The sequence below is a fragment of the Streptomyces sp. NPDC085932 genome, assembly GCF_044540525.1.
Taxonomy (GTDB): Bacteria; Actinomycetota; Actinomycetes; order Streptomycetales; family Streptomycetaceae; genus Streptomyces; species Streptomyces levis.
This window is the reverse complement of sequence record NZ_JBITSJ010000004.1, coordinates 620993-645487: the sequence shown is the minus strand read 5'-3', so window position 1 is coordinate 645487 and position 24495 is coordinate 620993. Positions and strand designations below refer to the sequence as shown.

Genomic DNA, 24495 nt, shown 5'->3' with positions numbered 1-24495 from the left:
TCCGGCCCCGGACTTGGGCATACGGGACCAATGGCCCGCGTCCCCGCCGCAGTCCTGAGTGTCCTGAACCCGATCCGCAGGGCCCCGCGCGCCCTGGCCCGCCACTACCGCTCCCGCCAGGCGCCCACCACGATCGAACTCGTACCGCAGCCGCACCCCTGGACCCGCGCGGTGGGACTCGTGACCGTCGTCCTGGTCGGCGCCTGGCTCGGCCTGCTGGTCGTGGGCAACGTCCGCGTCCCGGTCGGCCCCATGAACACGACGATGACGCTGCGTCCGTCCTTCACCGGCGGGACGAAGATCAACATCTCGCCGCTGGGCGCCCTGGAGCTGGACAGCCACATCGCCCCCGTCCGTCTGGACGTCAACGTCGACCAGCTCGACCCCGACCGCTCCCGGGCCCTGGTCGATCACCCCGAGCGGCTCTCCGGCCTCCAGGACGAGGTCGCCGAGGACGTCGGCCGCGGCACCCTCGATCTGGCGGTGCGCTCCGGCGTCGCGGTCGTCGTGGGCGCCACCGCCCTGGGCCTCGCGGTCTACCGCCGCCCGCGCCGCGCGATGGCCGCCGGCGGCCTGGCCCTCACCCTCCTCGTCGCCTCGGGCGGCACGGCGTACGCGACCTGGCGCCCGGACTCGGTCCTGGAGCCCAAGTTCTCCGGACTGCTCACCTCCGCCCCCTCCCTGGTCGGCAACGCGCGCAGCATCGTCACGGAATTCGACGTCTACCAGAAGGAGTTGGCCCGCCTGGTCACCAATGTGACCAAGCTCTACGACGCCACCTCGACGCTCCCCGCGTACGCGCCCGACCCCTCCACCATCCGGGTCCTGCACGTCTCGGACATCCACCTCAACCCGGCGAGCTGGAAGATCATCGCCTCGCTCGTGGAGCAGTACCAGGTCGACGTGATCGTCGACTCGGGCGACACGATGGACCACGGCACAGCCGCCGAGAACGGCTTCCTCGACCCCATCGAGGACCTCGGCGCCCCCTACGTCTGGGTCCGCGGCAACCACGATTCGATGATCACCCAGCGCTATCTGGAGGACCTGAGGAACGTCCACGTCCTGGACGACGGCCGGGCGAAGACGATCAAGGGTCTGCGCTTCGCGGGCATCGGCGATCCGCAGTTCACCCCGGACCGCTCCAGGAGCGCCGGGGCCGAACAGTCCCAGGAGCTCGCGGGCGCCCGTCTGGCCACGGCCCTGCGCGACCAGCGCGCCGCGGGCACCCCGGTGGACGTGGCCGTCGCCCACGAGCCCTCTGCGGCCCGCGAGGTCGACGGCGAGGTCCCCCTGGTCCTGGCCGGCCACCTGCACCACGACGAGACGGAGGTCCTGAAGTACGGCACCCGGCTGCGCATCGAGGGCTCGACGGGCGGCAGCGGCCTGCGCGCCATCGAGGGCAAGCACCCCGACCCGATCGAGGCGTCGATCCTCTACTTCGACCGGGACACCCGCCATCTCCAGGCCTGGGACGAGATCGAACTGGGCGGTCTCGGCCTCACGACGGCCGAGGTCAGCCGCCACCTCCCGGAGGAGAACCAGCCCGGCGCCGAACCGTCCCCGGGCGCGGTCCCGAGCAGCTCCCCGAGCACCTCCCCGCAGGGCTCGCCCTCCCCCTCCCCCTAAACCGTTTTGGCGATAGCTCCCGCCATCCCATATGCTTCTCACGTCCCCGACGCGCTGAGAAGCGCCCAGGCGGGCCGATAGCCCTCATCGTCTAGCGGCCTAGGACGCCGCCCTTTCAAGGCGGTAGCACGGGTTCGAATCCCGTTGGGGGCACGCACCACCCTGTGCGACACTGTCGTACGAAGCTTGGTCCTGTGGAGCAGTTTGGAGTGCTCGCCACCCTGTCAAGGTGGAGGCCGCGGGTTCAAATCCCGTCAGGACCGCTGAGGTTTCACGTGAAACCTCGTGGCTGGGTAGCTCAGTTGGTACGAGCGTCCGCCTGAAAAGCGGAAGGTCGCCGGTTCGACCCCGGCCCCAGCCACAACCGGCCTCACCAGGGCCTGAGCCCCTCTCCGGGATTCCGGAGAGGGGCTCTTTCGTGCCGCTCACGCCTCCTCCGATCCGAGGCGCCGGAGCAGGGCGGGCGGCACCGCCCCCACCCCGGGGCAAAAGCGTTAGCCATGAATTTCCCCGGGATGAGATCCTGGATCCCGTATGTCTACACAATCCGCCCCCGCCCTCGGCGCCCTCGCCCCCCGCCTGACCGAGCTGTCCCTGCGCGACGCGCAGCGGCTCGGGCGCAGGCTCGAAGGTGCGCGCAAGATCCGCAAGCCGGAGGCCAGGGCCGCCGTGCTCGCCGAGATCGAGGCGGAGATCGCCAAGGGCGAGGAGCGGATGGCCCGGCGCCGGGCCCGCGTGCCCGAGGTCACGTACCCCGAGCAGCTGCCGGTCAGCCAGAAGAAGGACGACATCGCGGCGGCGATCCGCGATCACCAGGTCGTGATCGTCGCCGGCGAGACCGGCTCCGGCAAGACCACGCAGATCCCCAAGATCTGCATGGAGCTGGGCCGGGGCGTGCGCGGCATGATCGGGCACACCCAGCCGCGCCGGATCGCCGCCCGGACCGTCGCCGAGCGCGTCGCCGAGGAGCTGAACACCCCCCTCGGCGAGACCGTCGGCTGGAAGGTCCGCTTCACCGACCAGGTCGACCCCGAGGCCACCTTCGTCAAGCTGATGACGGACGGCATCCTGCTCGCCGAGATCCAGAGCGACCGCGAGCTGCGCGCCTACGACACGATCATCATCGACGAGGCCCACGAGCGGTCCCTCAACATCGACTTCCTGCTCGGCTACCTCGCCCAGCTGCTGCCCAGGCGCCCGGACCTCAAGGTCGTCATCACCTCGGCGACGATCGACCCGGAGCGGTTCTCGCGGCACTTCGGCGACGCCCCGATCATCGAGGTCAGCGGCCGTACCTATCCGGTGGAGGTGCGCTACCGGCCGCTCCTGGAGGAGGACGGCGACGACGCCGACCGCGACCAGATCACCGCGATCATCGACGCCGTGGAGGAACTCCAGAAGGAGGGCCAGGGCGACATCCTCGTCTTCCTCTCCGGCGAGCGGGAGATCCGCGACACGGCCGACGCCCTGACCAAGAAGAACTACCGCTTCACGGAGATCCTGCCGCTCTACGCCCGGCTCTCCCACGCCGAGCAGCACCGCGTCTTCCAGCCGCACACCGGCCGCAGGATCGTTCTCGCCACGAACGTCGCCGAGACGTCCCTGACCGTCCCCGGCATCAAGTACGTCATCGACCCCGGCTTCGCCCGCATCTCGCGCTACAGCCACCGCACCAAGGTGCAGCGCCTGCCGATCGAGCCGGTCTCGCAGGCCAGCGCCAACCAGCGCAAGGGCCGCTGCGGCCGTACGTCCGACGGCATCTGCATCCGCCTCTACAGCGAGGACGACTTCAACGCCCGCCCGGAGTTCACGGACGCGGAGATCCTCCGGACGAACCTCGCCTCCGTCATCCTGCAGATGACCGCGGCCGGCCTCGGCGACATCGAGAAGTTCCCCTTCATCGACCCGCCGGACCACCGCAACATCCGCGACGGCGTACAGCTCCTCCAAGAGCTGGGCGCCCTCGACCCGGCGCAGAAGGACCCCCGCAAACGGCTCACCGACACCGGCCGCAAGCTCGCCCAGCTGCCCGTCGACCCGCGCCTGGCCCGCATGGTCCTGGAGGCGGACAGGAACGGCTGCGTCCGCGAGGTCATGGTCATAGCCGCCGCGCTGTCCATCCAGGACCCGCGCGAACGCCCCGCCGACAAGCAGACCCAGGCCGACCAGCAGCACGCCCGCTTCCGGGACGAGACCAGCGACTTCCTGGCCTATCTCAACCTCTGGCGCTATCTGCGCGAGCAGCAGAAGGAGCGCGGCTCGTCCTCGTTCCGCCGGATGTGCAAGCAGGAGTACCTCAACTTCCTTCGCATCCGTGAATGGCAGGACATCTACAGCCAGTTGCGCACGGTCGCCAAGCAGATGGGCATCCACCTCAACGAGGACGACGCCCCGGCCGACCGCATCCACCTCTCCCTCCTCGCCGGCCTCCTGTCCCACATCGGCATGAAGGACGTGAAGGAAGGCGCGAAGAACGAGTACCTGGGCGCCCGCAACGCCAAGTTCGCGATCTTCCCCGGCTCGGCCCTGTTCAAGAAGCCCCCGCGGTTCGTGATGTCCGCCGAACTCGTCGAGACCTCCCGCCTGTGGGCCCGGGTCAACGCGAAGATCGAGCCGGAGTGGGTCGAACCCCTCGCCCAGCACCTCATCAAGCGCACCTACAGCGAGCCGCACTGGGAGAAGGACCAGGCGGCCGTGATGGCGTACGAGAAGGTCACGCTGTACGGCGTGCCGATCGTGGCGCAGCGGAAGGTCAACTACGGCCGGATCGACCCGGAGATCAGCCGCGAGCTGTTCATCCGCAACGCGCTCGTCGAGGGCGACTGGCGCACGCACCACAAGTTCTTCGCGGACAACCGCCGGCTGCTCACCGAGGTCGAGGAGCTGGAGCACCGCGCCCGGCGCCGGGACATCCTGGTCGACGACGAGACGCTGTTCGACTTCTACGACCGGCGCATCCCCGAACACGTCGTCTCCGGCGCGCACTTCGACTCCTGGTGGAAGCGCAAGCGGCACGAGCAGCCCGACTTCCTCGACTTCGAGCGCGAGATGCTCATCAACGAGAAGGCGGGTGAGGTCACCAAGGCCGACTACCCCGACTCGTGGCGCCAGGGGAACCTCAAGTTCCGGGTGACGTACCAGTTCGAGCCGGGCGCGGACGCCGACGGCGTGACCGTCCACATCCCGCTCCAGGTCCTCAACCAGGTCACGGACGAGGGCTTCGACTGGCAGATCCCGGGCCTGCGCGAGGAACTGGTCACGGAGCTCATCCGCTCCCTGCCCAAGCCGATCCGCCGCAACTACGTGCCCGCGCCCAACTACGCGAAGGCGTTCCTGGACAGGGCGGTGCCGCTCCAGGAGCCCCTCACCACCACCATGGCCCGCGAGCTGCGGCTCATGGTCGGAGTCCCCTTCGACGCGACGGACTTCGACTGGGGCAAGGTGCCCGAGCACCTCAAGATCACGTTCAGGATCGTCGACGAGCGGCGCCGCAAGCTGGCCGAGGACAAGGACCTGGAGGCGCTCAAGCTCCGGCTGAAGCCCAAGGCCCGCAAGGCGCTCTCGCAGGCCGCGGCGGCCACGGCCGAGCGGCAGGGCGGCGAGTCCCTGGAGCGCAAGGGCCTCACCGACTGGACGATCGGCACGCTCACGCGCGTCTTCGAGACGCGCAGGGCCGGCCAGCCGGTCAAGGCGTACCCGGCGCTCGTGGACGACGGCGACACGGTCTCGGTCCGCCTCTTCGACACCGAGGCCGAGCAGGCCGAGGCGATGTGGAAGGGCACGCGCCGTCTGATCCTGCGCAACATCCCCGTGAACCCCGCGAAGTTCGCCTCCGACAAGCTGACCAACGCGCAGAAGCTCGCGCTGTCCTCGAATCCGCACGGGTCGGTGCAGGCCCTGTTCGACGACTGCGCGATGGCGGCTGCGGACAAGCTCATCGGGGACTTCGGGGGCCCCGCGTGGGACGAGGAGTCGTACCGGAAGCTGTACGACAAGGTGCGCGCGGAGATCGTCGACACGACCGTCCGCACGGTGGGGCAGGTGCAGCAGGTCCTGGCCGCCTGGCAGGCCTGTGAGCGCCGTCTGAAGGCCGTACGCAGCCCCGCGCTGCTGCCGAACCTCCAGGACGTCCGGGGGCAGCTGGACGCCCTCGTGAAGCCCGGCTTCGTCACGGAGGCGGGCGTGCGCAGGATGCCGGACCTGATGCGCTACCTGGTCGCGGCCGACCGGCGGCTGCAGCAGATGCCGACGAACGTCCAGCGCGACACCACGCGCATGGACAAGGTCAAGGAGATGCAGGACGAGTACGCCTGGCTCCTGGAGCAGATGCCGCAGGGCCGGCCGGTGCCGCGGCAGGTCCTGGACGTCCGCTGGATGCTGGAGGAGCTCCGGGTCAGCTATTTCGCCCACGCGCTCGGCACGGCGTACCCGATCTCCGACAAGCGGATCGTGAAGGCGATCGACGCGCTGGCTCCGTGACCGGCCGTGCACGCTGGGTGAGTTCGACCGGGGGCCCACCCTCCTGTACAGTCTCTTCTCGCAGCGCAACGCACGAAAAGCGCCGCGAAACCTGGTCCTGTGGAGCAGTTTGGAGTGCTCGCCACCCTGTCAAGGTGGAGGCCGCGGGTTCAAATCCCGTCAGGACCGCAGCAGAGAGCCCGGATCTTCGGATCCGGGCTCTTTTGTATGCCCGGAGGGCTCTGGAGTTCCCAGGCCGGCCGTCGGCGCCCCATGGCTCCGTGCGCCCCCACGCGCCGTCTTGACGCCCCCTCATTCGGTCGGTACCCCAGAACCAGGGCCGTTCCCCGTACGGCCCCCGGAGGTGGCGTATGGCGGCATCGGCTAGGCACGAGACGCGGGCCCTGCTCCGCGCGCACCTGGCGGCCGCGTCGTCTTACCGGCATCTCACCCGGCACTGCCCGATCTGCCACCACCTGCTGAGGCTGGCGATGGAATCGGCGCCGCGCACGGCCCGGGAGGCCGGCCCGGCGCAGGACGAGGTCGCCGAGGACGAGAGCCCCGCACCCGCGTGAGCCGCCCTCAACACCCGTCCGCACAAGGGAAGCTGGAGCCGCAGGCTCCTCTACCGCACCGGCGGCGGAGCTAACAAGCCGCTTGGTATGTGACGGGTGTCACCGCATGAGTTTCCGGAAGTGCGGTACTTACCCGCCTCCTACAAAGGGTCAATTTAATATGTGCAATTGCACCTTGTCCGAGGTGCCGCACTCAGCTGATCCGACACCCCTCCCCAGACTCCGACAAGCCCGCTCACAGCAGGTCCGGCGGCCGGTGCCCGGCACACAAAAAAGATCGCGCTGGACCCGGCGGAGTCCAGCGCGACCGACGACGCACCCTGTTACATGCCCGGAAAGCTCTCTCTGGCTTGGGCGTGGGGCCTGTTGGGGCAGGACCCCGCGTCGCTTGGAGCTGTGGGTCCGGACGTCACGGCCAGTTGGGGGACGGACCGTTCTGCCCGGTATTCAGTTGTTCAGGCCTCGCTGCGCTGCTGCGGAATGCCCGCGAGCAGAGCGCGGACCTCAGCCTCGCGGTAACGCCGATGCCCGCCGAGCGTGCGGATCGACGTGAGCTTGCCGGCCTTCGCCCACCGCGTGACCGTCTTGGGGTCGACGCGGAACATGGTGGCGACCTCAGCCGGGGTCAGCAGCGGCTCGGCATCAGGGGTGCGAGCGGTCATGAGCGGCCTCCTCGGGAGAACCGAACCTTCTCGGTTCTTTCCTCTAAATTCTGCACCTTGACCCGCGTTGCCCGAAATGGCGGACGCGAGTCGAGTCGGTTATAGGACGAACGGCTTGTCCTCGGCACTACAACTACACCATCTGTCCAGCCGCGTCGGCCAAACCGATGGAATTGCCCCTCCAGGTGCCCATCAGCCACGGAAGCCGATGGACCATGCCATAGCGGACAGTCACGCCGCTGTGACGATCAGTCACAGCGGCGATCAGGAGTCACGAGACCCCCCAAAGCGTGCAATGCTGAGATTCCCCCCATAGTGCAGCACTACGGGACGGAAGGAGCCCTCCCCGGACTCCTTGTCCTATTTTGGCATGAGGAGGGGCAAGGGGCGCAAGGGCCACGTACGTGTAGTCCGTCACGCTTGGCCCACTTGAGAGGTACGCCCGGATCGGGTCCTACGTCCCTTGTTGACGAAGCCTCAGGAGACGCACAGCCCGCTTCAGGAACTCGGTGCGAGGACGAAACCCCAAATCGGGCGGTTCGTCAAACGTCAGTTCGTGACCGACCACGAGCGGTCCGTACGGATCGCGTGGTCAGGGGTCAGTTGGCCGACCGCAGATCCCGTACCGATCGCCACCGCTCCACGAGCCGGGCGTACGCCACCCCGGCGGCGGCGCCGTCGCCCCGGCGCAGCGCGGCGATGCCCTCGGCGACGTCGGCGGCCGAGTGGTCGTCCTCCAGCGTCCCGGCCGGCACGGCGTGCACCAGGCCGCCGTAGTCCAGCTCCACCAGCGAGCGCGGGTGGAACTCCTCCAGCCAGCGCCCGACGTCCAGCAGGCCGTCGATCAGCGGTCCCTCGTCCATGGCCTCCCGCAGGGCGCGCAGGCCCCGGGCCACCCGCCGCCGGGCCTGGACCATGGGGGTGCGGTAGCGCAGCACGGGCGGGCTGTCCACGCTGTCGCCCTTGTCGTACTCGCGCTCCTCGTCGGAGACCAGCACGAACCAGCTGATCGGAACCTGCCAGGTCGCCGTACGGATCCACGGCCGGGCGTCGGGGTTGATCGCCAGCCAGCGCTCGTAGTCCTGGGCGGCCTGACGGCGCAGGACGGGCGGCAGGACCGCGTCCAGGACCGGCGGCGGGAGCTCGTCCGAGAGGTCCTCCAGGGCCAGCCAGCCGCGCAGCCGGGTGCGCCAGGGGCAGACGCAGACGACCCCGTCCACGTCCAGCACGAAGGCGTCCTCGCTCTCGTGCACCGGCACCGGGACCGGCGGCGTGGGCGCCAAGTCGGCCAGGGCGCGGCGCAGTTCGTCCTGGTACGAGGGGCGGTCCGGGCGGCGTGCGTAACGGGCCCAGTGGCCGCGCTCCGGCTCGGGGAAGGCGGCCAGCGGTTCGTACACGCGCAAGTAGGTCGCGTAGGGGACGATCACCGAGGACACCTTGGGCACGCCTGCTCCCTCCCCCGCGCACCGCGGCGAAAACCTGCGGAACCCGCTCACGATCGCGCGGGAAATCTATGCAAATCGTCGCACGGGTGTACTCCGGTCGGAGGTGATCCTGAGCACCGTGCGGCCGGCGGGCCCACCAGGCTCTAATCTCGTGCTCAACAGTCCCCGCCACCCGCACGGGGCCTGTCTCCACCCGCCGCAACTTACTCAGGAGTCACCACCGTGACCGACGTAACCGGCGCACCTGCTGATGTCCTGCACACCCTGTTCCACTCGGACCAGGGGGGCCATGAGCAAGTCGTGCTCTGCCAGGACCGCGCGAGCGGCCTCAAGGCCGTCATCGCCCTCCACTCCACCGCCCTGGGCCCCGCGCTCGGCGGTACGCGCTTCTACCCCTACGCGAACGAGGCCGAGGCCGTCGCCGACGCGCTGAACCTCGCCCGCGGCATGTCGTACAAGAACGCCATGGCCGGTCTCGACCACGGCGGCGGCAAGGCCGTGATCATCGGCGATCCGGAGCAGATCAAGACCGAGGAGCTGCTGCTGGCCTACGGCCGGTTCGTGGCCTCGCTCGGCGGCCGGTACGTCACCGCCTGCGACGTCGGCACGTACGTGGCCGACATGGACGTCGTCGCCCGGGAGTGCCGCTGGACGACCGGCCGCTCCCCGGAGAACGGCGGCGCCGGGGACTCCTCCGTCCTCACCGCCTTCGGCGTCTACCAGGGCATGCGCGCCTCCGCGCAGCACCTGTGGGGCGACCCCACCCTGCGCGGCCGCAAGGTCGGTATCGCCGGCGTCGGCAAGGTCGGCCACCACCTGGTCGAGCACCTGCGGGCGGAGGGCGCCGAGGTCGTCGTCACCGACGTGCGCGAGGACGCCGTGGGGCGGATCCTCGCCGCGCACCCCGAGGGCGTCACGGCCGTCGCCGACACCGCGACCCTGATCCGCGTCGAGGGCCTGGACATCTACGCCCCGTGCGCGCTCGGCGGCGCGCTGAACGACGACACGGTCCCGGCGCTCACCGCCAAGGTGGTCTGCGGCGCCGCCAACAACCAGCTCGCCCACCCGGGCGTGGAGAAGGACCTCGCCGACCGCGGGATCCTCTACGCGCCGGACTACGTGGTGAACGCCGGCGGCGTCATCCAGGTGGCCGACGAGCTGCACGGCTTCGACTTCGAGCGGTGCAAGGCGAAGGCGGCCAAGATCTACGACACCACGCTCGCCATATTCGCACGTGCGAAGGAAGACGGTATTCCGCCGGCCGCCGCGGCCGACCGGATCGCCGAGCAGCGGATGCACGACGCGGCCGCGGCACGCCGGGCGCGCTGACCCGGTCCGGGTTCCGCGGTTCGCACGTTTGGCCGGTACCCGCCGGTGGGCAGTTAGAGAGAACTCTCACTTCTCCCGGCGGGTCGACCGCCGATAAGTGGTTAAAATCGCGGTTGACCAGCGAGGACGGGGCGCCTCGAAGGTCCTGGGCGCGGGCACGTCATGCGGGCGACGTACCGTATGGGCGCGGGCTCAGGTACCGTGGAAGCCCTACGGACCGGTCTCTCTGCGGAGAGTCCGTGCCGGACCATGAACGCGTGTCAAGACTCTGGGGCCGTCGAGCCCCGTCGTTGAGGGGGTCGAGCCATGGGGCGCGGCCGGGCCAAGGCCAAGCAGACGAAGGTCGCCCGCCAGCTGAAGTACAACAGCGGTGGGACTGACCTCTCACGCCTGGCCGAGGAGCTGGGTGCATCGCCTTCGAATCCGCAGCCGCCTAACGGCGAGCCGTTCGAAGACGATGAGGACGACGACCTGTACGCACGGTACGCCGACCTCTACGAGGACGACGACGACGAGGACGGCCAGTCCCCGCAGCATCGTCGCGGCGCTTGACCTTGCACTGAGCATTCACCCGGTCGGTGACTCCGGTCACCGACCGGGTTCTGTGCTGCGTGCAAGGTGACGACCGTGTCTCAGCTCGCGTAGTCACCGATCAGGGCGGCACCCGTGGGGTGCTCGCCCCGTTCCGTGATCTCGCCCGCGACCCAGGCGTCCACGCCGCGGTCGGCGAGGGTCGCCAGGGCCACCTCGGTGGACTCCTGGGGCACGATCGCGATCATGCCCACGCCCATGTTCAGGGTCTTCTCCAGCTCCAGGCGCTCGACGCTGCCCGTACGGCCGACCAGGTCGAAGATCGGGGCGGGCGTCCAGGTGGAGCGGTCGACGATCGCGTGCAACGCGTCGGGGATGACCCGGGCGAGGTTGGCCGCGAGTCCGCCGCCGGTGACGTGGCTGAACGCGTGCACCTCGGTGGTGCGCATCAGGGCCAGGCAGTCCAGCGAATAGATCTTCGTCGGCTCCAGCAGCTCCTCGCCGAGGGTGCGGCCGAGCTCCTCGATGTGCGCGTCCAGCGCGAGGCCGGCCTGGTTCAGCAGGACGTGCCGGACCAGGGAGTACCCGTTCGAGTGGAGACCGGAGGACGCCATGGCGATCACCGCGTCACCCGTTCGGATGCGATCCGCGCCGAGCAGCCGGTCGGCCTCCACGACGCCCGTGCCGGCGCCGGCGACGTCGAAGTCGTCCTCTCCCAGCAGGCCCGGGTGCTCGGCCGTCTCGCCGCCGACCAGGGCGCAGCCGGCCAGCACGCAGCCCTCGGCGATGCCCTTGACGATCGCGGCGACCCGCTCGGGGTGGACCTTGCCGACGCAGATGTAGTCGGTCATGAACAGCGGCTCGGCACCGCAGACCACGATGTCGTCCATGACCATCGCGACCAGGTCGTGGCCGATGGTGTCGTAGACGCCCAGCCGGCGGGCGATGTCGACCTTGGTGCCGACGCCGTCCGTGGCGGAGGCGAGCAGGGGGCGCTCGTAGTTCTTCAGGGCGGAGGCGTCGAAGAGGCCGGCGAAGCCGCCGAGGCCGCCCAGGACCTCGGGGCGCTGGGCCTTCTTCACCCACTCCTTCATCAGTTCGACGGCGCGGTCGCCGGCTTCGATGTCGACGCCCGCGGCTGCGTAGCTGGCGCCGCCTTCGGCAATGGGTTTCTCGGACATGGCTAAAGAGAACCTTCGTGTCGTACGGCGGGGATGACGGGCCGTCTAGGGACGGCGGATCGCGTCGGCGGCGGCCGTGGCGGCCGGGCCGGCGGCCAGCTCCGTCTCCAGCAGCTGCTTGCCGAGCAGCTCGGGGTCCGGGAGCTCCATCGGGTACTCGCCGTCGAAGCAGGCGCGGCACAGGTTCGGCTTGGCGATGGTGGTCGCCTCGATCATGCCGTCGATGGAGATGTAGGCCAGGGAGTCGGCGCCCAGGGAGGTGCCGATCTCGTCGATCGTCATGCCGTTGGCGATGAGCTCGGCGCGGGTGGCGAAGTCGATGCCGAAGAAGCAGGGCCACTTCACGGGCGGCGAGGAGATCCGGATGTGGACCTCGGCGGCGCCGGCCTCGCGGAGCATGCGGACCAGGGCCCGCTGGGTGTTGCCGCGCACGATCGAGTCGTCGACGACGACCAGGCGCTTGCCCTTGATGACTTCCTTCAGCGGGTTCAGCTTCAGGCGGATGCCCAGCTGGCGGATGGTCTGCGAGGGCTGGATGAACGTCCGGCCCACGTAGGCGTTCTTGACCAGGCCGGCGCCGAAGGGGATCCCGGAGGCCTCCGCGTAGCCGATGGCGGCGGGGGTGCCGGACTCCGGGGTCGCTATGACCAGGTCGGCCTCGACCGGGGCCTCCTTCGCCAGCTTGCGGCCCATCTCCACGCGGGAGAGGTACACGTTCCGGCCGGCGATGTCGGTGTCCGGGCGGGCCAGGTACACGTACTCGAAGACGCAGCCCTTGGGCTTCGCTTCCGCGAATCGGGAGGTGCGCAGGCCGTTCTCGTCGATGGCGACGAACTCGCCCGGCTCGATCTCGCGGACGTAGGAGGCGCCGCAGATGTCCAGGGCGGCGGACTCGGAGGCGACGACCCAGCCGCGCTCCAGGCGGCCGAGGACCAGCGGGCGGATGCCCTGCGGGTCGCGGGCCGCGTACAGGGTGTGCTCGTCCATGAAGACGAGGGAGAAGGCGCCCCGGACCTGCGGGAGGACGCTGTGGGCGGCCTCCTCGATGGTCAGCGGCTTGCCGTCCTCGTCCGTCTGGGCCGCGAGGAGCGCGGTGAGCAGGTCGGTGTCGTTGGTCGCCGCGACGCGCGGGGTGCGGCCGCCCTCCTGCTTGGGCAGGTCGGCGACCATCTCGGCGAGCTGGGCGGTGTTGACGAGGTTGCCGTTGTGGCCGAGCGCGATGGAGCCGTGCCCGGTGGCACGGAACGTCGGCTGGGCGTTCTCCCAGACGGAGGCACCGGTGGTCGAGTAGCGGGCGTGTCCGACCGCGATGTGACCCTGGAGCGAACCGAGGGAGGTCTCGTCGAAGACTTGCGAGACCAGGCCCATGTCCTTGAAGACGAGGATCTGTGAGCCGTTGCTGACCGCGATTCCCGCGGATTCCTGGCCTCGATGCTGGAGGGCGTAGAGCCCGAAGTACGTGAGCTTGGCGACCTCTTCGCCCGGAGCCCAGACACCGAAGACGCCACAAGCGTCCTGGGGGCCCTTCTCACCGGGGAGCAGGTCGTGGTTGAGTCGTCCGTCACCACGTGGCACGCCACCGAGTGTAGGCGAGGTCGACCACTGGTCCGAATTGGGGATACCGGACTTTCCGGTGGATCACCGCTCGGCGACAGCTCGCACACGCGTGCCGTTTTCGCTGGTCAGCGTCAGGGTTCGGTGATCGACTCCGTACTTCAGCTTCCCGTCGAAAAGTCGCAGCAGGGTCTTCTCGTCGGCCATGAGTGAGTCTTCGCACATCATCCGGGTCGTGGCCGGGGGGCCGAGGGTGATATGGCCGTCGCGCACCGTGGCCTTGGCGTTGACCTTGTTGCAGCCGAGGCTGCCGGCGACGGTGCCCTTCCTCTCGTCGAAGGTGAGGTGGGCCCGGCCGTCGGCCCGGGGGCTGGTGACGGTCCACTTGGTGCCGCTCAGCCGCGCGTCCTTCGCCTCGGTCAGGCGGACGGTCTCGCCCCCGTCGGTGGTGAGGGTGAGGCGGTCGCCGTCCACCCGGGCCTCGAACTCGCGTCCGGAGAGGGTGCGCGCGAGGGTCTCCTCGAACGCCATGGGCGTGCCCTCGCAGGCCATCTCCGTGGCCATGGTCCGGCCGAGCCGGACGCGGTCGCCGTCGACGGTGGCGTCGGCGCCGAAGGTGTTGCAGCCGAGGCTGCCCTCGGCCCGGCCCCTGTCGATGGTCACGTGGGCGCCGGCGGGCGCCTGGTGGGTCTTCCCGTCGGCGGTGACGCTGTCCACGCTCCACCGCACGCCGGTGACCGGGCGCTCGGCACCGACCGAGCCGCTGCCGCCGTCCGCCGTCTCGCTGCCGCAGGCCGCCATGAGCGGGACGAGCATGGCGGCGGCCGTCAGGGTCATGCGCTTCTGCCTGTCCATGCCCCTTCGACGGAGCACCCGGGGGGACCGGTTCCCCTCATGTCATCAGGGGCAGGTGGACGGACAGGTCCGCCCGCTCTCCGCTCGCGCTGACCTCGGCGTCCCGCAGCGCCTGTGCCCAGGTCCGCCGCCCGGTCGCCAGCCGGATCCAGGTCAGCGGGTCCGTCTCGACGACGTTGGGCGGGGTGCCCCGGGTGTGCCGCGGGCCTTCCACGCACTGCACCACCGCGTACGGCGGCACCCGGACCTCCGTGGAACCGCCGGGCGCCTTCACGGCCAGCGCGTCGGCGAGCAGCCGGGTGCAGGCGGCCAGGGCCTGGCGGTCGAGCGGGATGTCCAGGCCGGGGACGGCGGCGTTGAGGTCGTCGGTGTGGACGACGAGCTCGACGGTGCGGGTGACGACGTAGTCGGCCAGCGGCAGGGCTCCGGCGCTGGTCGGCAGCAGCCGGCCGGCGGGGTGCGCGTCCAGGTTCGCGGTGAAGCGGCGTTCCGCGTCGGCGAGGTGGGCGTCGAGGTCCGGGTGCTCCTCGGCCAGGCGGCGGGCGGTTCCGGCGATGACGGGGGCGTCGGCCGCGATGGCGAACGGCCAGTCGAGCAGCCGGCCGGTCTGCCGCGCGGGCTCGGGCTCCGCGAGCAGCCGGTCCACGGCGTCCAGGGCCATGGCGCAGTGCGCGGCCAGATCGCGCACGGTCCAGTCGCCGAGCCGGGTGGGCCGGGCGAGCTGCTCGGGGGTGAGGCCGGCGACGGCCGTGCGTACGTGCCCGAACTGGGCGAGCACGGCCGCCCGGATCTTGGCGGGGTCGTAGCTGCGGGGACGTTTCCTGGCCGGGGGCATGGGGGTCAGCCTAGGGCGGGTGTCGCGGCGGGCGCTTCGAAGGTCTCGCCGTTGCGGGGGACGCCGATCCCGCGCCAGGTGAAGGGGATGCCCCGGGCCGCGTCCGGGTCGGGGGCGTCCATCAGCTGGAAGTGCAGGTGAGGCTCTGTGGAGTTGCCGGAGTTCCCGCAGCGGGCGATCGGCTGCCCGGCGCGGACGCGGTCGCCCTCGCGGACGGTGAGGCTGCCGCGCCGCAGGTGGGCGTAGGCGGCGTAGGTGCCGTCGCCGAGGTCGAGGACGACGTGGTTGCCGAGAATGCGCCCGGTGCCGGTCAGCTCGCGCACCGAGCCCTCGACCAGCAGCAGATACAGCAGCCCGGGCAGGGAGGTGCGGCTGAGGTGGTCGCGCTGTCCGTCCGCGGCCTTCACGACCGTGGCGTCGGCGACCGCGAGGACCGGGGCGCCGAAGGCCGGGAAGTCCTGGGGGCGGCGGGCGAGCGGCCACAGCCAGTGGAAGGCGGGGCGCTGACCCGGCGCGGGCTCGGCCACGACGTCGATGGCGTAGGTCTGGCCGTGGGCGTGGATGCCGTGGCTGGGGGTGCGGTCGGCCGGGCTGTTCCGCGCGGACCAGCGGCCGGTGACGGGCGGGGCGACCTCGACGGGGTCGCGGGCCGCCCGGGGGCTGTCCGGGGCGCCGCCCCACCGGTTGGCGACGGTGACGACGGCGAAGGCGAGCACCAGCGGCAGCACGATCCACAGCAGGGGAAGGTCCAGGTCCAGGCAGACGGCGGCGATCACCAGGCCGATGAAGAGCAGCTGCAGGATCCGGGAAGCGACCATGCCGAGCTTGCGTACGGACATCCTGTCCCCCTGTTCGTCTGACTGTCCCTACGGGCGGGCCGTCGCCAGGGCCACCAGCAGCGGGACGACCCGGGCCGGCGGGACCTCGTAGCGGCCCCGGCCGGTCGTGTGCAGCCAGCCCGTGCCGGTGAGCTGACGCAGGTGGTGGTAGATCTGGCCGGTCGTGCCGACCTCGTCGAGCTCGGCGAGTTCGGCGGCGGTGCGGCGGCCGCCGATGATCTCGCGCAGCAGCCGGAGCCGCACGGGGTGGCCGAGCGCCGCGAAGGACTCGGCGGCCGCCGTCCCGTCGGTGTCCAGGAGGTCGGCCGTGAGGGCCGTCATCTGCCAGGCGTACTCCTCGCCGGTCGGCAGCCGTACCGAGCCGGTGTAGAGGACGCCTCCGTCGGCGACGCCCGCGCCGGAGAGCTGCTCCTTGAGCCCGTTCAGGGCCCAGAAGTCACCGCCGTCGATGCGGGGTCCCGTGGGGCGGTCGCCTTCCAGCGCCGCCAGACGGCGTTCGAGGTCGGCGACGCGTTGTTCCAGATCCACGGCTTCGAGATTACGGAAGTACGTAATCACGTGCAAGCCTCGTGCTCCGTCGGGGGAGACCGTCCGGGAACGGCGAAGCCCCCGCCCGGACGGACCGGACGGGGGCTCGGCGGCCTGTCTTCTTACGCCAGCAGCGCCGGGATCGTGCTCTCGTGCGCCTCGCGCAGCTCGGCCAGGGTGAGCGCGAACTCGCCCTGCACGTCGACCGTGTCACCGTCGACGACACCGATGCGGGTGGCCGGGAGGCCCCGGGCGCCGCACATGTCGGTGAAGCGGAGCTCCTCGGAGCGCGGCACGGCCACGACCGCGCGGCCCGCCGACTCGGAGAACAGGAAGGTGAACGCGTCCAGACCGTCCGGGACGATCAGGCGCGCGCCCTTGCCGCCCAGCAGGGCCGACTCGACGACCGCCTGGATCAGACCGCCGTCGGACAGGTCGTGCGCGGAGTCGATCATGCCGTCGCGAGAGGCGGAGATCAGGATCTCGGCCAGCAGCCGCTCGCGCTCCAGGTCGACCGTGGGCGGCAGGCCGCCGAGGTGGTCGTGGATCACCTGGGACCAGGCCGAGCCGCCGAACTCCTCGCGCGTGTCGCCGAGGAGGTAGAGCAGCTGGCCCTCCTCCTGGAAGGCGACCGGGGTGCGGCGGGCCACGTCGTCGATGACGCCGAGCACCGCGACCACCGGGGTCGGGTGGATGGCGGCCTCGCCCGTCTGGTTGTAGAGCGAGACGTTGCCGCCGGTCACCGGGGTGCCGAGCTGCTGGCAGGCGTCGGCGAGACCGCGCACGGCCTCGGCGAACTGCCACATCACCGCCGGGTCCTCGGGCGAGCCGAAGTTCAGGCAGTCGGAGACGGCCAGCGGCTTGGCGCCGGTGGTGGCGACGTTGCGGTACGCCTCCGCCAGGGCCAGCTGCGCGCCGTGGTACGGGTCGAGCTTGGCGTACCGGCCGTTGCCGTCGGTGGCGATGGCCACGCCCAGGCCGGTCTCCTCGTCGATCCGGATCATGCCGGAGTCCTCGGGCTGGGCGAGGACGGTGTTGCCCTGTACGAAGTGGTCGTACTGGCTGGTGATCCAGGACTTGGAGGCCTGGTTCGGGGAGGAGACCAGCTTCAGGACCTGGTCCTTCAGCTCCTCGGAGGTCTCCGGGCGGGGCAGCTTGTTCGCGTCGTCGGCCTGCAGCTCGTCCTGCCAGGACGGGCGGGCGTAGGGGCGCTCGTATACCGGGCCCTCATGGGCGACCGTGCGCGGGTCGACGTCGACGATCTTGCCGCCGTGCCAGTAGATCTCCAGGCGGTCGCCGTCGGTCACCTCACCGATGACGGTGGCGATGACGTCCCACTTCGCGCAGATCTCCAGGAAGCGGTCGACCTTCTCCGGCTCGACGACCGCGCACATGCGCTCCTGCGACTCGCTCATGAGGATCTCCTCGGGCGAGAGCGTGGAGTCGCGCAGCGGGACGTCGTCCAGGGTGACGCGCATGCCGCCGGAGCCGTTGGACGCCAACTCGCTGGTGGCGCAGGACAGTCCGGCCGCGCCGAGGTCCTGGATGCCGACGACCAGCTTCTCCCGGAACGCCTCCAGGGTGCACTCGATGAGGAGCTTCTCCTGGAAGGGGTCGCCGACCTGGACGGCCGGGCGCTTGGAGGGCTTGGCGTCGTCGAAGGTCTCCGAGGCCAGGATCGAGGCGCCGCCGATGCCGTCGCCGCCGGTCCGGGCCCCGTAGAGGATGACCTTGTTGCCGGCGCCGGAGGCCTTGGCGAGGTGGATGTCCTCGTGCCGCATGACGCCGATGGCCCCGGCGTTGACCAGCGGGTTGCCCTGGTAGCAGGCGTCGAAGACGACCTCGCCGCCGATGTTGGGCAGGCCCAGGCAGTTGCCGTAGCCGCCGATGCCCGCGACGACGCCCGGCAGGACGCGCTTGGTGTCGGGGTGGTCGGCGGCGCCGAAGCGCAGCGGGTCGACGACCGCGACCGGGCGGGCGCCCATGGCGATGATGTCGCGGACGATGCCGCCGACACCGGTGGCCGCGCCCTGGTAGGGCTCGACGTACGACGGGTGGTTGTGCGACTCGACCTTGAAGGTGACCGCGTAGCCCTGGCCGACGTCGACCACGCCGGCGTTCTCGCCGATGCCGACGAGCAGGGCGTCGGACTCGGGCGCCTTCTCGCCGAACTGGCGCAGGTGCACCTTGCTGCTCTTGTAGGAGCAGTGCTCCGACCACATCACCGAGTACATGGCGAGTTCGGCCCCGGTGGGCCGGCGGCCGAGGATCTCGACCACGCGCTCGTACTCGTCCTTCTTCAGGCCCAGTTCGGCCCAGGGCAGCTCGACGTCGGGGGTCGCGGCCGCGTGCTCGACCGTGTCCAGAGGCGTCCGGCTCATGCGTTGACCAGCTTCTTGAGGATCGAGGTGAAGAACGGGAGGCCGTCGGTGCGGCCGGTGCCGATCAGCGGCTCGACGGCGTGCTCGGGGTGCGGCATGAGGCCCACCACGTTGCCGGCCTCGTTGGTGACACCGGCGATGTCCCGCTGCGAGCCGTTGGGGTTGAAGTCCAGGTAGCGGAAGGCGACGCGGCCCTCGGCCTCCAGCTGGTCGAGCGTGTACGCGTCGGCGACGTACTGCCCGTCGTTGTTCTTCAGCGGGATGTGGATCTCCTGGCCGGCCGTGTAGTCGGTGGTCCAGGCGGTCTCGGCGTTCTCCACCCGCAGCTTCTGGTCGCGGCAGATGAAGTGCAGGTGGTCGTTGCGCAGCATCGTGCCGGGCAGCAGGTGCGCCTCGGTGAGGATCTGGAAGCCGTTGCAGATGCCGAGCACCGGCAGACCGGCCTTCGCCTGCTCCAGCAGGGGCTCCATCACCGGCGAGAAACGGGCGATGGCCCCGGCGCGCAGATAGTCGCCGTAGGAGAAACCGCCGCACAGCACCACGGCGTCGACCTGCTTGAGGTCCTTGTCCTTGTGCCAGAGGGCGACGGGCTCGGCGCCCGCGAGACGGATCGCGCGCTGCGTGTCCCGGTCGTCCAGACTTCCCGGAAAAGTGACGACGCCGATACGAGCGGTCACTTCACGGCCTCCGCGACTTCCTCGACCCGGACGGTGAAGTCCTCGATCACGGTGTTCGCGAGGAAGGACTCCGCAAGATCGTGAATGCGGGCGAGGGCGGCCTCGTCGACCGGCCCGTCAACTTCCAGTTCGAAACGCTTTCCCTGGCGGACGTCCGAGATCCCGTCGAAACCCAGCCGCGGCAGTGCGCGCTGCACCGCCTGGCCCTGGGGGTCGAGGATCTCCGGCTTGAGCATGACGTCGACTACGACGCGTGCCACTGGCACTCCCGGTGTGTGGTGCTGAGCAGGTTCCTTCAGACTACCCGCACAAAATTTCTACGCGCGTCGACTTGGAGGAAGCTACGTGACCGCCATCACGATCCGGCATCGACACGCACACTCACGAAAATTTCCGGGAAAGATTCCCGATCGACACCCGAAACCTATTGCGTTCGGACACGCGGAAGGATTTAGTCGGGTTTCACCATGCATTGCCGGGCACTGTAGAAATGAATTGGCAAGTGCCGCAAGAAGGGACCGATATTCGTGGCGCAGAAGGTCGTGGTCACTCTCTTTGACGACATCGACGGCTCGGAAGCGACGGAAACGATCGCCTTCGGACTGGACGGCAGGTCGTACGAGATCGACCTGAGCGAGAACAATGCCGGCGAACTGCGGAAGGCGCTCGCGCCCTACGTGGAGGCCGGCCGCAAGCGGTCCCGCTCGGGCAAGGCGTACCGGCAGACGGAGGTCGCGCCCGACCCGTCGGCGGTGCGCGCCTGGGCCCAGGCCAACCGGATGGAGGTCCCCGCACGCGGGCGCATCCCCAAGAGGGTCTACGAGGCGTTCAGCGCCGCGCAGTGACGGCCCCCCAGGGCCCGCACCGACGACCGGTCACCGGCCCCTCGCGGCAACCGACTTGCGCAGCACCCCTGCTGATCAGCTAGAGTCTGGAGCACGCCGAGGGGCGCGGCCGAAAGGCCCAGCTCACGGAACATGCGGGTGTAGTTCAGTAGTAGAACATCCCCCTTCCAGGGGGAAGGCGCAGTGTGCGATTCCTGTCACCCGCTCTGCACCGCCGTACCGACCACCGATGTGGATCAGGTAGGCTGGTGCCCGCACCGGTCAGTGAGAGCTGGTCGGGAGCAATGCGGACGTAGCTCAGTTGGTAGAGCGCAACCTTGCCAAGGTTGAGGTCGCGAGTTCGAGCCTCGTCGTCCGCTCGGGAATGAGACCCCGGTCCTGATGGACCGGGGTCTTTTCGTTTCCCCGGTCCTCTCTGACATTTGTCATGCCGAGTGATGACAGCCCGCACTGCTCCACAGGCCCCGCGGGCGGAACGCTTGAGGCATGGAAACCAACGGACACGAGCACGTGATCGAGGTCACTGACCTGCGGCGTGTGTACGGGGGCGGGTTCGAGGCCGTTCGCGGAATCAGTTTCTCCGTTCGGCGCGGGGAGATCTTCGCGCTGCTCGGCACCAACGGCGCGGGCAAGACGTCGACGGTCGAACTGCTGGAGGGACTCGCCCCGCCGGCCGGCGGCCGGGTGCGGATCCTCGGGCACGACCCATACACCGAGCGGGCCGCCGTACGCCCCCGCACCGGCGTGATGCTCCAGGAGGGCGGGTTCCCGTCCGAGCTGACCGTCGCGGAGACCGCGCGGATGTGGGCGGGATGCGTGAGCGGGGCCCGGCCGCCGGCGGAGGTGCTGGCCCTGGTCGGGCTGGAGTCCAAGGCCGGCACCCGGGTCAAGCAGCTCTCCGGCGGACAGCGCCGCCGGCTGGACCTGGCGCTCGCCCTGCTCGGCGACCCCGAGGTGCTGTTCCTGGACGAGCCGAGCACCGGCCTGGACGCCGAAGGCCGCCACCACACCTGGGAGTTGGTGAGCGCGCTGCGCGACGGCGGCACGACCGTGCTGCTGACCACGCACTACCTGGAGGAGGCCGAGCAGCTCGCCGACCGGCTGGCGATCATGCACGAGGGTCGCATCGCCGCCACCGGCACCCCGGCCGAGGTCACCGCGGCGGAGCCCTCGCGGATCTCCTTCGAGCTGCCCGACGGCTATTTCGTCGGCGACCTTCCGCCGCTCGGCGAACTGGGCGTGTCCGGCCACGAGACCGACGGCCGGATCGTCCGGCTGCGCACCCACGAGCTGCAGCGGACCGCCACCGGGCTGCTGATGTGGGCCGACCGGGCCCGGGTCGAGCTGCGCCGCCTGGACGTGCGGTCGGCCTCCCTGGAGGAGGCGTTCCTCCAGATCGCCAAGGAGGTCTCCGCCGAGCGGCCCACCACGACGAAGGAGTACGCGGCATGAGCGCCGTCCTCACGACCCCACGCCCCGCGGCCACCACCGCGCTGAGCCGGATGACGGCCCTGGCCCGCGCCGAACTGACCCTCCTGGGACGCACCAGGGGCGCACTCGTCGCCGCGCTGTTCGTGCCGCTGGTGCTGCCGGTCAGCGCCTCGCAGGCGGCCAAGGAGATGGACCTCGCCAAGGCCGGGCTGGACACCGGCACCTTCGTGCTGCCCGCGGCGATCGGCTTCTCCCTGCTGTTCGCCGTCTACTCGGTGCTCGTCGGCACCTTCGTGGTCCGGCGGGAGGAACTCGTCCTGAAGCGGCTGCGCACCGGTGAGCTGCGGGACGCCGAGATACTGTCCGGTGCGGCCCTGCCGGCCGTCCTCACCGGGCTGGCGCAGTCCCTGCTGCTGGCCGCCGGGTGCAGCGTGCTGCTGGACGTGGCCGCGCCGTCCGCGCCCCACTTCGCCGTCCTGGGCCTGCTGTTGGGGCTCGTGATGTGTGCCGCCCTGGCCGCCGCCACCGCGAGCTTCACCCGCACGGGCGAGAGCGCGCAGGTCACGCCGATGCCGCTGATGATGGTCTCGATGGTCGGCTCCGGGATGTTCGTCCCGCTGGAGCTGCTGCCGGACAAGGTGGCGAACGTCTGCGAGCTGCTGCCGCTGACGCCCGTCGTCACCCTGGTGCGCGGTGGCTGGACCGGAGACCTGTCCGCCTCCGAGGCGCTCGGCGCCCTCGCGGTCGCGGTGGCCTGGATCGCCGTCGCCGTGTTTGCTGTACGGCGGAGGTTCCACTGGGAACCGCGGCGCTGAGCGGACGGGGAGTGACGGGCTGATGCGCGGGCCGGGCAGGTGGTGGCGGGGGAAGACCACGCCGCAGAAGGTCGAGACGTACACCCGGTTGTCGTTCCACTTCTTCGCGGTGATGGAGTTCTTCTCCGTCGGGCTGGCGTCCGTCCCGCCGCTGGGTCCGCGGTGGGGCGCCGCCGCCATGCTGGTGGTGGCCGTGCACGCCACCCTCTGCTTCGTGACCGTGTCGGCGGCGGTGGACTGGACGCGTGGCCGCAGGCCGCAGCCCACCGGGCTGCTGTGGGCGCTGGCCACCGTCACGGCCCTGATCGCCGTGGCGGCGATCACCCTCGCCGAGCACGGGCCCGACCGCGAGGGCCTGGACACCGCCGCGGGCGGGGTCTTCGGCGTCATCCTGATCTTCGGCCCCGGCATCATGGCGCTCGGCGTGCGCGACCGGCGGCGCGCCTTCGGCATCGCCGGGGCGTTCGCGGTGGGCACCTGCATCGTGACCCTCGCCGTCGGCGCCTCCGCCCTCACGGCCCTGTCCACGGCGCTGGTCGTCCTGGCCGGCGGGCAGTTCATCGCCTTCACGGCCGTCTTCTCGGTGTGGCTGCTCGACGCCGTCTACGCGCTCGACGAGGCCCGCGAGACCCGTACCCGGCTCGCCGTCGCCGAGGAGCGGCTGCGGTTCGGGCGGGATCTGCACGACGTGATGGGGCGCAACCTCGCCGTCATCGCCCTGAAGAGCGAGCTGGCCGTGCAGCTGGCCCAGCGGGGGCGGCCGGAGGCCGTGGCGCAGATGGTCGAGGTGCAGCGGCTCGCGCAGGAGTCGCAGCGGGAGGTGCGCGAGGTCGTGCGCGGCTACCGGGAGGCCGACCTCGCGTCGGAACTGGCCGGTGCGCAAGGGGTGCTGGCCGCCGCCGGGATCGACTGCACGGTGAGCGGGCGGACCCCGGCGGGACTGCCGGCCGAGGTGCAGTCCGCCCTGGGGTGGGTCGTACGGGAGGCCGCGACGAACGTGCTGCGGCACGGGGACGCGCGGTGGTGTGCTGTGGAACTGCGGGTGCGGGAGGGGCAGGTGGTGTTGACCGTGGAGAACGACGGGGTCACCGCGACGGAGAGCGGCGGGCCGGGGTCGCCGGGCTCGCCCGGTACGGGCCTGGCCGGGCTGCGGGAACGGCTGGCGAAGCTCGACGGGACGCTGCAGGCCGGGCCCGTCGGCAAGGGGCTGTTCCGGCTGCGGGCGGCGATCGCCCTGCCGTCGGGCGCTCCGGCCGGGTCCGCCGGGGCACGCGAGGTCGTCGACGGGGTCACCGGATGACGGCCGTGAAGCCCGTGCGGCTGCTGCTCGCCGACGACGAGCACCTGATCCGGGGGGCGCTCGCCGCGCTGCTGGCGCTGGAGGAGGACATCATGGTCGTCGCCGAGGCGGCCACCGGGCCGGAGGCGCTGGCGATGGCCCGGGCCCACAAGCCCGACGTCGCCGTGCTGGATCTGCAGATGCCCGGCGCCGACGGTGTGAAGGTCGCCACATCCCTGCGGTCCGAACTGCCCGGATGCAAGGTCCTCATCGTCACCAGCCACGGGCGGCCCGGGCATCTGAAACGGGCGCTGGAGGCCGGGGTGCGCGGGTTCGTGCCGAAGACCGTGAGCGCGCAGCGGCTCGCCGAACTCATCCGCACCGTGCACGCCGGGAACCGGTACGTCGACCCGGAGTTGGCCGCCGACGCCATCGCCGCCGGGGACTCGCCGCTGACCGCGCGGGAGGCCGAGGTGCTGGAACTCGCCGCGGACGGGGCGCCCGTCGCGGAGATCGCCGAGCGGGCCGCGCTGTCCCAGGGGACCGTGCGGAACTACCTGTCGTCGGCCGTGTCGAAGCTCGGGGCGGAGAACCGGCATGCCGCGGTGCGGCTCGCGCGGGAGCGAGGTTGGGTATAGTGGTTCCC

Annotated in this window: 21 protein-coding genes and 6 tRNA genes; 16 read left to right on the top strand and 11 right to left on the bottom strand. The window is 70.7% G+C overall.

What is annotated here, in order from left to right; translation table 11 throughout:
• The first annotated feature begins 30 nt into the window (after positions 1–30).
• From ACIGAQ_RS23255 to ACIGAQ_RS23225, 7 genes are all read left to right on the top strand, one after another.
• Positions 31–1629: a metallophosphoesterase gene (locus ACIGAQ_RS23255; RefSeq protein WP_399785601.1), complete on the top strand. Its 1599-nt coding sequence runs from the start codon at positions 31–33 to the stop codon at positions 1627–1629.
• A gap of 80 nt (positions 1630–1709) precedes the next feature.
• Positions 1710–1782: transfer RNA gene (locus tag ACIGAQ_RS23250), tRNA-Glu, on the top strand.
• 35 nt (positions 1783–1817) lie between these two features.
• Positions 1818–1892, top strand: a tRNA-Asp gene (locus ACIGAQ_RS23245).
• Between the two features lie 24 nt (positions 1893–1916).
• Positions 1917–1990: transfer RNA gene (locus ACIGAQ_RS23240), tRNA-Phe, on the top strand.
• 173 nt (positions 1991–2163) lie between these two features.
• The gene (hrpA, locus tag ACIGAQ_RS23235) at positions 2164–6108 is read left to right on the top strand and encodes an ATP-dependent RNA helicase HrpA (RefSeq protein ID WP_399785598.1); all 3945 of its coding nucleotides are present in this window, start codon (positions 2164–2166) and stop codon (positions 6106–6108) included.
• A 93-nt stretch (positions 6109–6201) separates the two neighbouring features.
• Positions 6202–6276: transfer RNA gene (locus tag ACIGAQ_RS23230), tRNA-Asp, on the top strand.
• A 182-nt stretch (positions 6277–6458) separates the two neighbouring features.
• Entirely contained in the window at positions 6459–6662 is a 204-nt protein-coding gene (locus tag ACIGAQ_RS23225; RefSeq protein ID WP_362275624.1) for a DUF6274 family protein, read from the top strand.
• A gap of 455 nt (positions 6663–7117) precedes the next feature.
• On the opposite strand, the gene bldC is transcribed toward ACIGAQ_RS23225, so the two are convergent.
• Positions 7118–7324 carry a developmental transcriptional regulator BldC gene (bldC, locus tag ACIGAQ_RS23220; protein ID WP_003949541.1) on the bottom strand — a complete coding sequence of 69 codons (207 nt, stop codon included), beginning with the start codon at positions 7322–7324 and terminating at the stop codon, positions 7118–7120.
• A gap of 599 nt (positions 7325–7923) precedes the next feature.
• Entirely contained in the window at positions 7924–8769 is an 846-nt protein-coding gene (locus tag ACIGAQ_RS23215; RefSeq protein ID WP_311688305.1) for a hypothetical protein, read from the bottom strand.
• A gap of 222 nt (positions 8770–8991) precedes the next feature.
• Here ACIGAQ_RS23215 and ACIGAQ_RS23210 point away from each other — a divergent pair, with 222 nt between their 5' ends.
• Positions 8992–10098: a Glu/Leu/Phe/Val dehydrogenase dimerization domain-containing protein gene (locus ACIGAQ_RS23210; protein ID WP_311688304.1), complete on the top strand. Its 1107-nt coding sequence runs from the start codon at positions 8992–8994 to the stop codon at positions 10096–10098.
• Between the two features lie 306 nt (positions 10099–10404).
• Complete coding sequence (locus tag ACIGAQ_RS23205) at positions 10405–10650, top strand: DUF3073 domain-containing protein (protein WP_309095869.1); 246 nt, start codon at positions 10405–10407, stop codon at positions 10648–10650.
• A gap of 80 nt (positions 10651–10730) precedes the next feature.
• Here the strand turns inward: ACIGAQ_RS23205 and purM are convergent, their stop codons facing one another.
• The 9 genes from purM to purS form a co-directional block, all read right to left on the bottom strand.
• Positions 10731–11810 (bottom strand): phosphoribosylformylglycinamidine cyclo-ligase, encoded by a 1080-nt coding sequence (gene purM, locus ACIGAQ_RS23200; RefSeq protein WP_362275629.1) that lies wholly within the window; start codon positions 11808–11810, stop codon positions 10731–10733.
• A 45-nt stretch (positions 11811–11855) separates the two neighbouring features.
• Positions 11856–13385: an amidophosphoribosyltransferase gene (gene purF, locus ACIGAQ_RS23195; protein ID WP_311688302.1), complete on the bottom strand. Its 1530-nt coding sequence runs from the start codon at positions 13383–13385 to the stop codon at positions 11856–11858.
• 63 nt (positions 13386–13448) lie between these two features.
• Entirely contained in the window at positions 13449–14219 is a 771-nt protein-coding gene (locus ACIGAQ_RS23190) for an META domain-containing protein (RefSeq protein WP_399785591.1), read from the bottom strand.
• A 37-nt stretch (positions 14220–14256) separates the two neighbouring features.
• Positions 14257–15054 carry a sterol carrier family protein gene (locus ACIGAQ_RS23185; RefSeq protein WP_362275635.1) on the bottom strand — a complete coding sequence of 266 codons (798 nt, stop codon included), beginning with the start codon at positions 15052–15054 and terminating at the stop codon, positions 14257–14259.
• A 5-nt stretch (positions 15055–15059) separates the two neighbouring features.
• On the bottom strand, positions 15060–15893 hold the full coding sequence (locus tag ACIGAQ_RS23180; RefSeq protein ID WP_399785588.1) for a M23 family metallopeptidase: 834 nt from the start codon (positions 15891–15893) through the stop codon (positions 15060–15062).
• A gap of 27 nt (positions 15894–15920) precedes the next feature.
• Complete coding sequence (locus tag ACIGAQ_RS23175) at positions 15921–16421, bottom strand: helix-turn-helix domain-containing protein (RefSeq protein ID WP_362275641.1); 501 nt, start codon at positions 16419–16421, stop codon at positions 15921–15923.
• A gap of 122 nt (positions 16422–16543) precedes the next feature.
• Positions 16544–18802 (bottom strand): phosphoribosylformylglycinamidine synthase subunit PurL, encoded by a 2259-nt coding sequence (gene purL / locus ACIGAQ_RS23170; protein WP_399785584.1) that lies wholly within the window; start codon positions 18800–18802, stop codon positions 16544–16546.
• Complete coding sequence (purQ, locus tag ACIGAQ_RS23165; RefSeq protein ID WP_311688296.1) at positions 18799–19479, bottom strand: phosphoribosylformylglycinamidine synthase subunit PurQ; 681 nt, start codon at positions 19477–19479, stop codon at positions 18799–18801. Before purQ ends, purL begins: the two co-directional genes overlap by 4 nt.
• Positions 19476–19739, bottom strand: coding sequence for a phosphoribosylformylglycinamidine synthase subunit PurS (purS, locus tag ACIGAQ_RS23160; protein WP_030251612.1), 264 nt, complete (start codon positions 19737–19739; stop codon positions 19476–19478). The genes purQ and purS overlap by 4 nt, the downstream gene beginning before the upstream one ends.
• Before the next feature lie 267 nt (positions 19740–20006).
• Here purS and ACIGAQ_RS23155 point away from each other — a divergent pair, with 267 nt between their 5' ends.
• The 7 genes from ACIGAQ_RS23155 (at position 20007) to ACIGAQ_RS23125 (ending at position 24487) form a co-directional block, all read left to right on the top strand.
• Positions 20007–20324 (top strand): Lsr2 family protein, encoded by a 318-nt coding sequence (locus ACIGAQ_RS23155; RefSeq protein WP_311688295.1) that lies wholly within the window; start codon positions 20007–20009, stop codon positions 20322–20324.
• A 134-nt stretch (positions 20325–20458) separates the two neighbouring features.
• A tRNA-Gly gene (locus tag ACIGAQ_RS23150) sits at positions 20459–20530 on the top strand.
• An 80-nt stretch (positions 20531–20610) separates the two neighbouring features.
• Positions 20611–20683, top strand: a tRNA-Gly gene (locus ACIGAQ_RS23145).
• A gap of 127 nt (positions 20684–20810) precedes the next feature.
• The gene (locus ACIGAQ_RS23140; RefSeq protein ID WP_399785579.1) at positions 20811–21776 is read left to right on the top strand and encodes an ABC transporter ATP-binding protein; all 966 of its coding nucleotides are present in this window, start codon (positions 20811–20813) and stop codon (positions 21774–21776) included.
• On the top strand, positions 21773–22570 hold the full coding sequence (locus ACIGAQ_RS23135; RefSeq protein WP_399785576.1) for an ABC transporter permease: 798 nt from the start codon (positions 21773–21775) through the stop codon (positions 22568–22570). The genes ACIGAQ_RS23140 and ACIGAQ_RS23135 overlap by 4 nt, the downstream gene beginning before the upstream one ends.
• 22 nt (positions 22571–22592) lie before the next feature.
• The gene (locus ACIGAQ_RS23130) at positions 22593–23870 is read left to right on the top strand and encodes a histidine kinase (protein WP_311688292.1); all 1278 of its coding nucleotides are present in this window, start codon (positions 22593–22595) and stop codon (positions 23868–23870) included.
• Entirely contained in the window at positions 23867–24487 is a 621-nt protein-coding gene (locus ACIGAQ_RS23125; protein WP_094057554.1) for a response regulator transcription factor, read from the top strand. The genes ACIGAQ_RS23130 and ACIGAQ_RS23125 overlap by 4 nt, the downstream gene beginning before the upstream one ends.
• Positions 24488–24495: the final 8 nt, after the last annotated feature.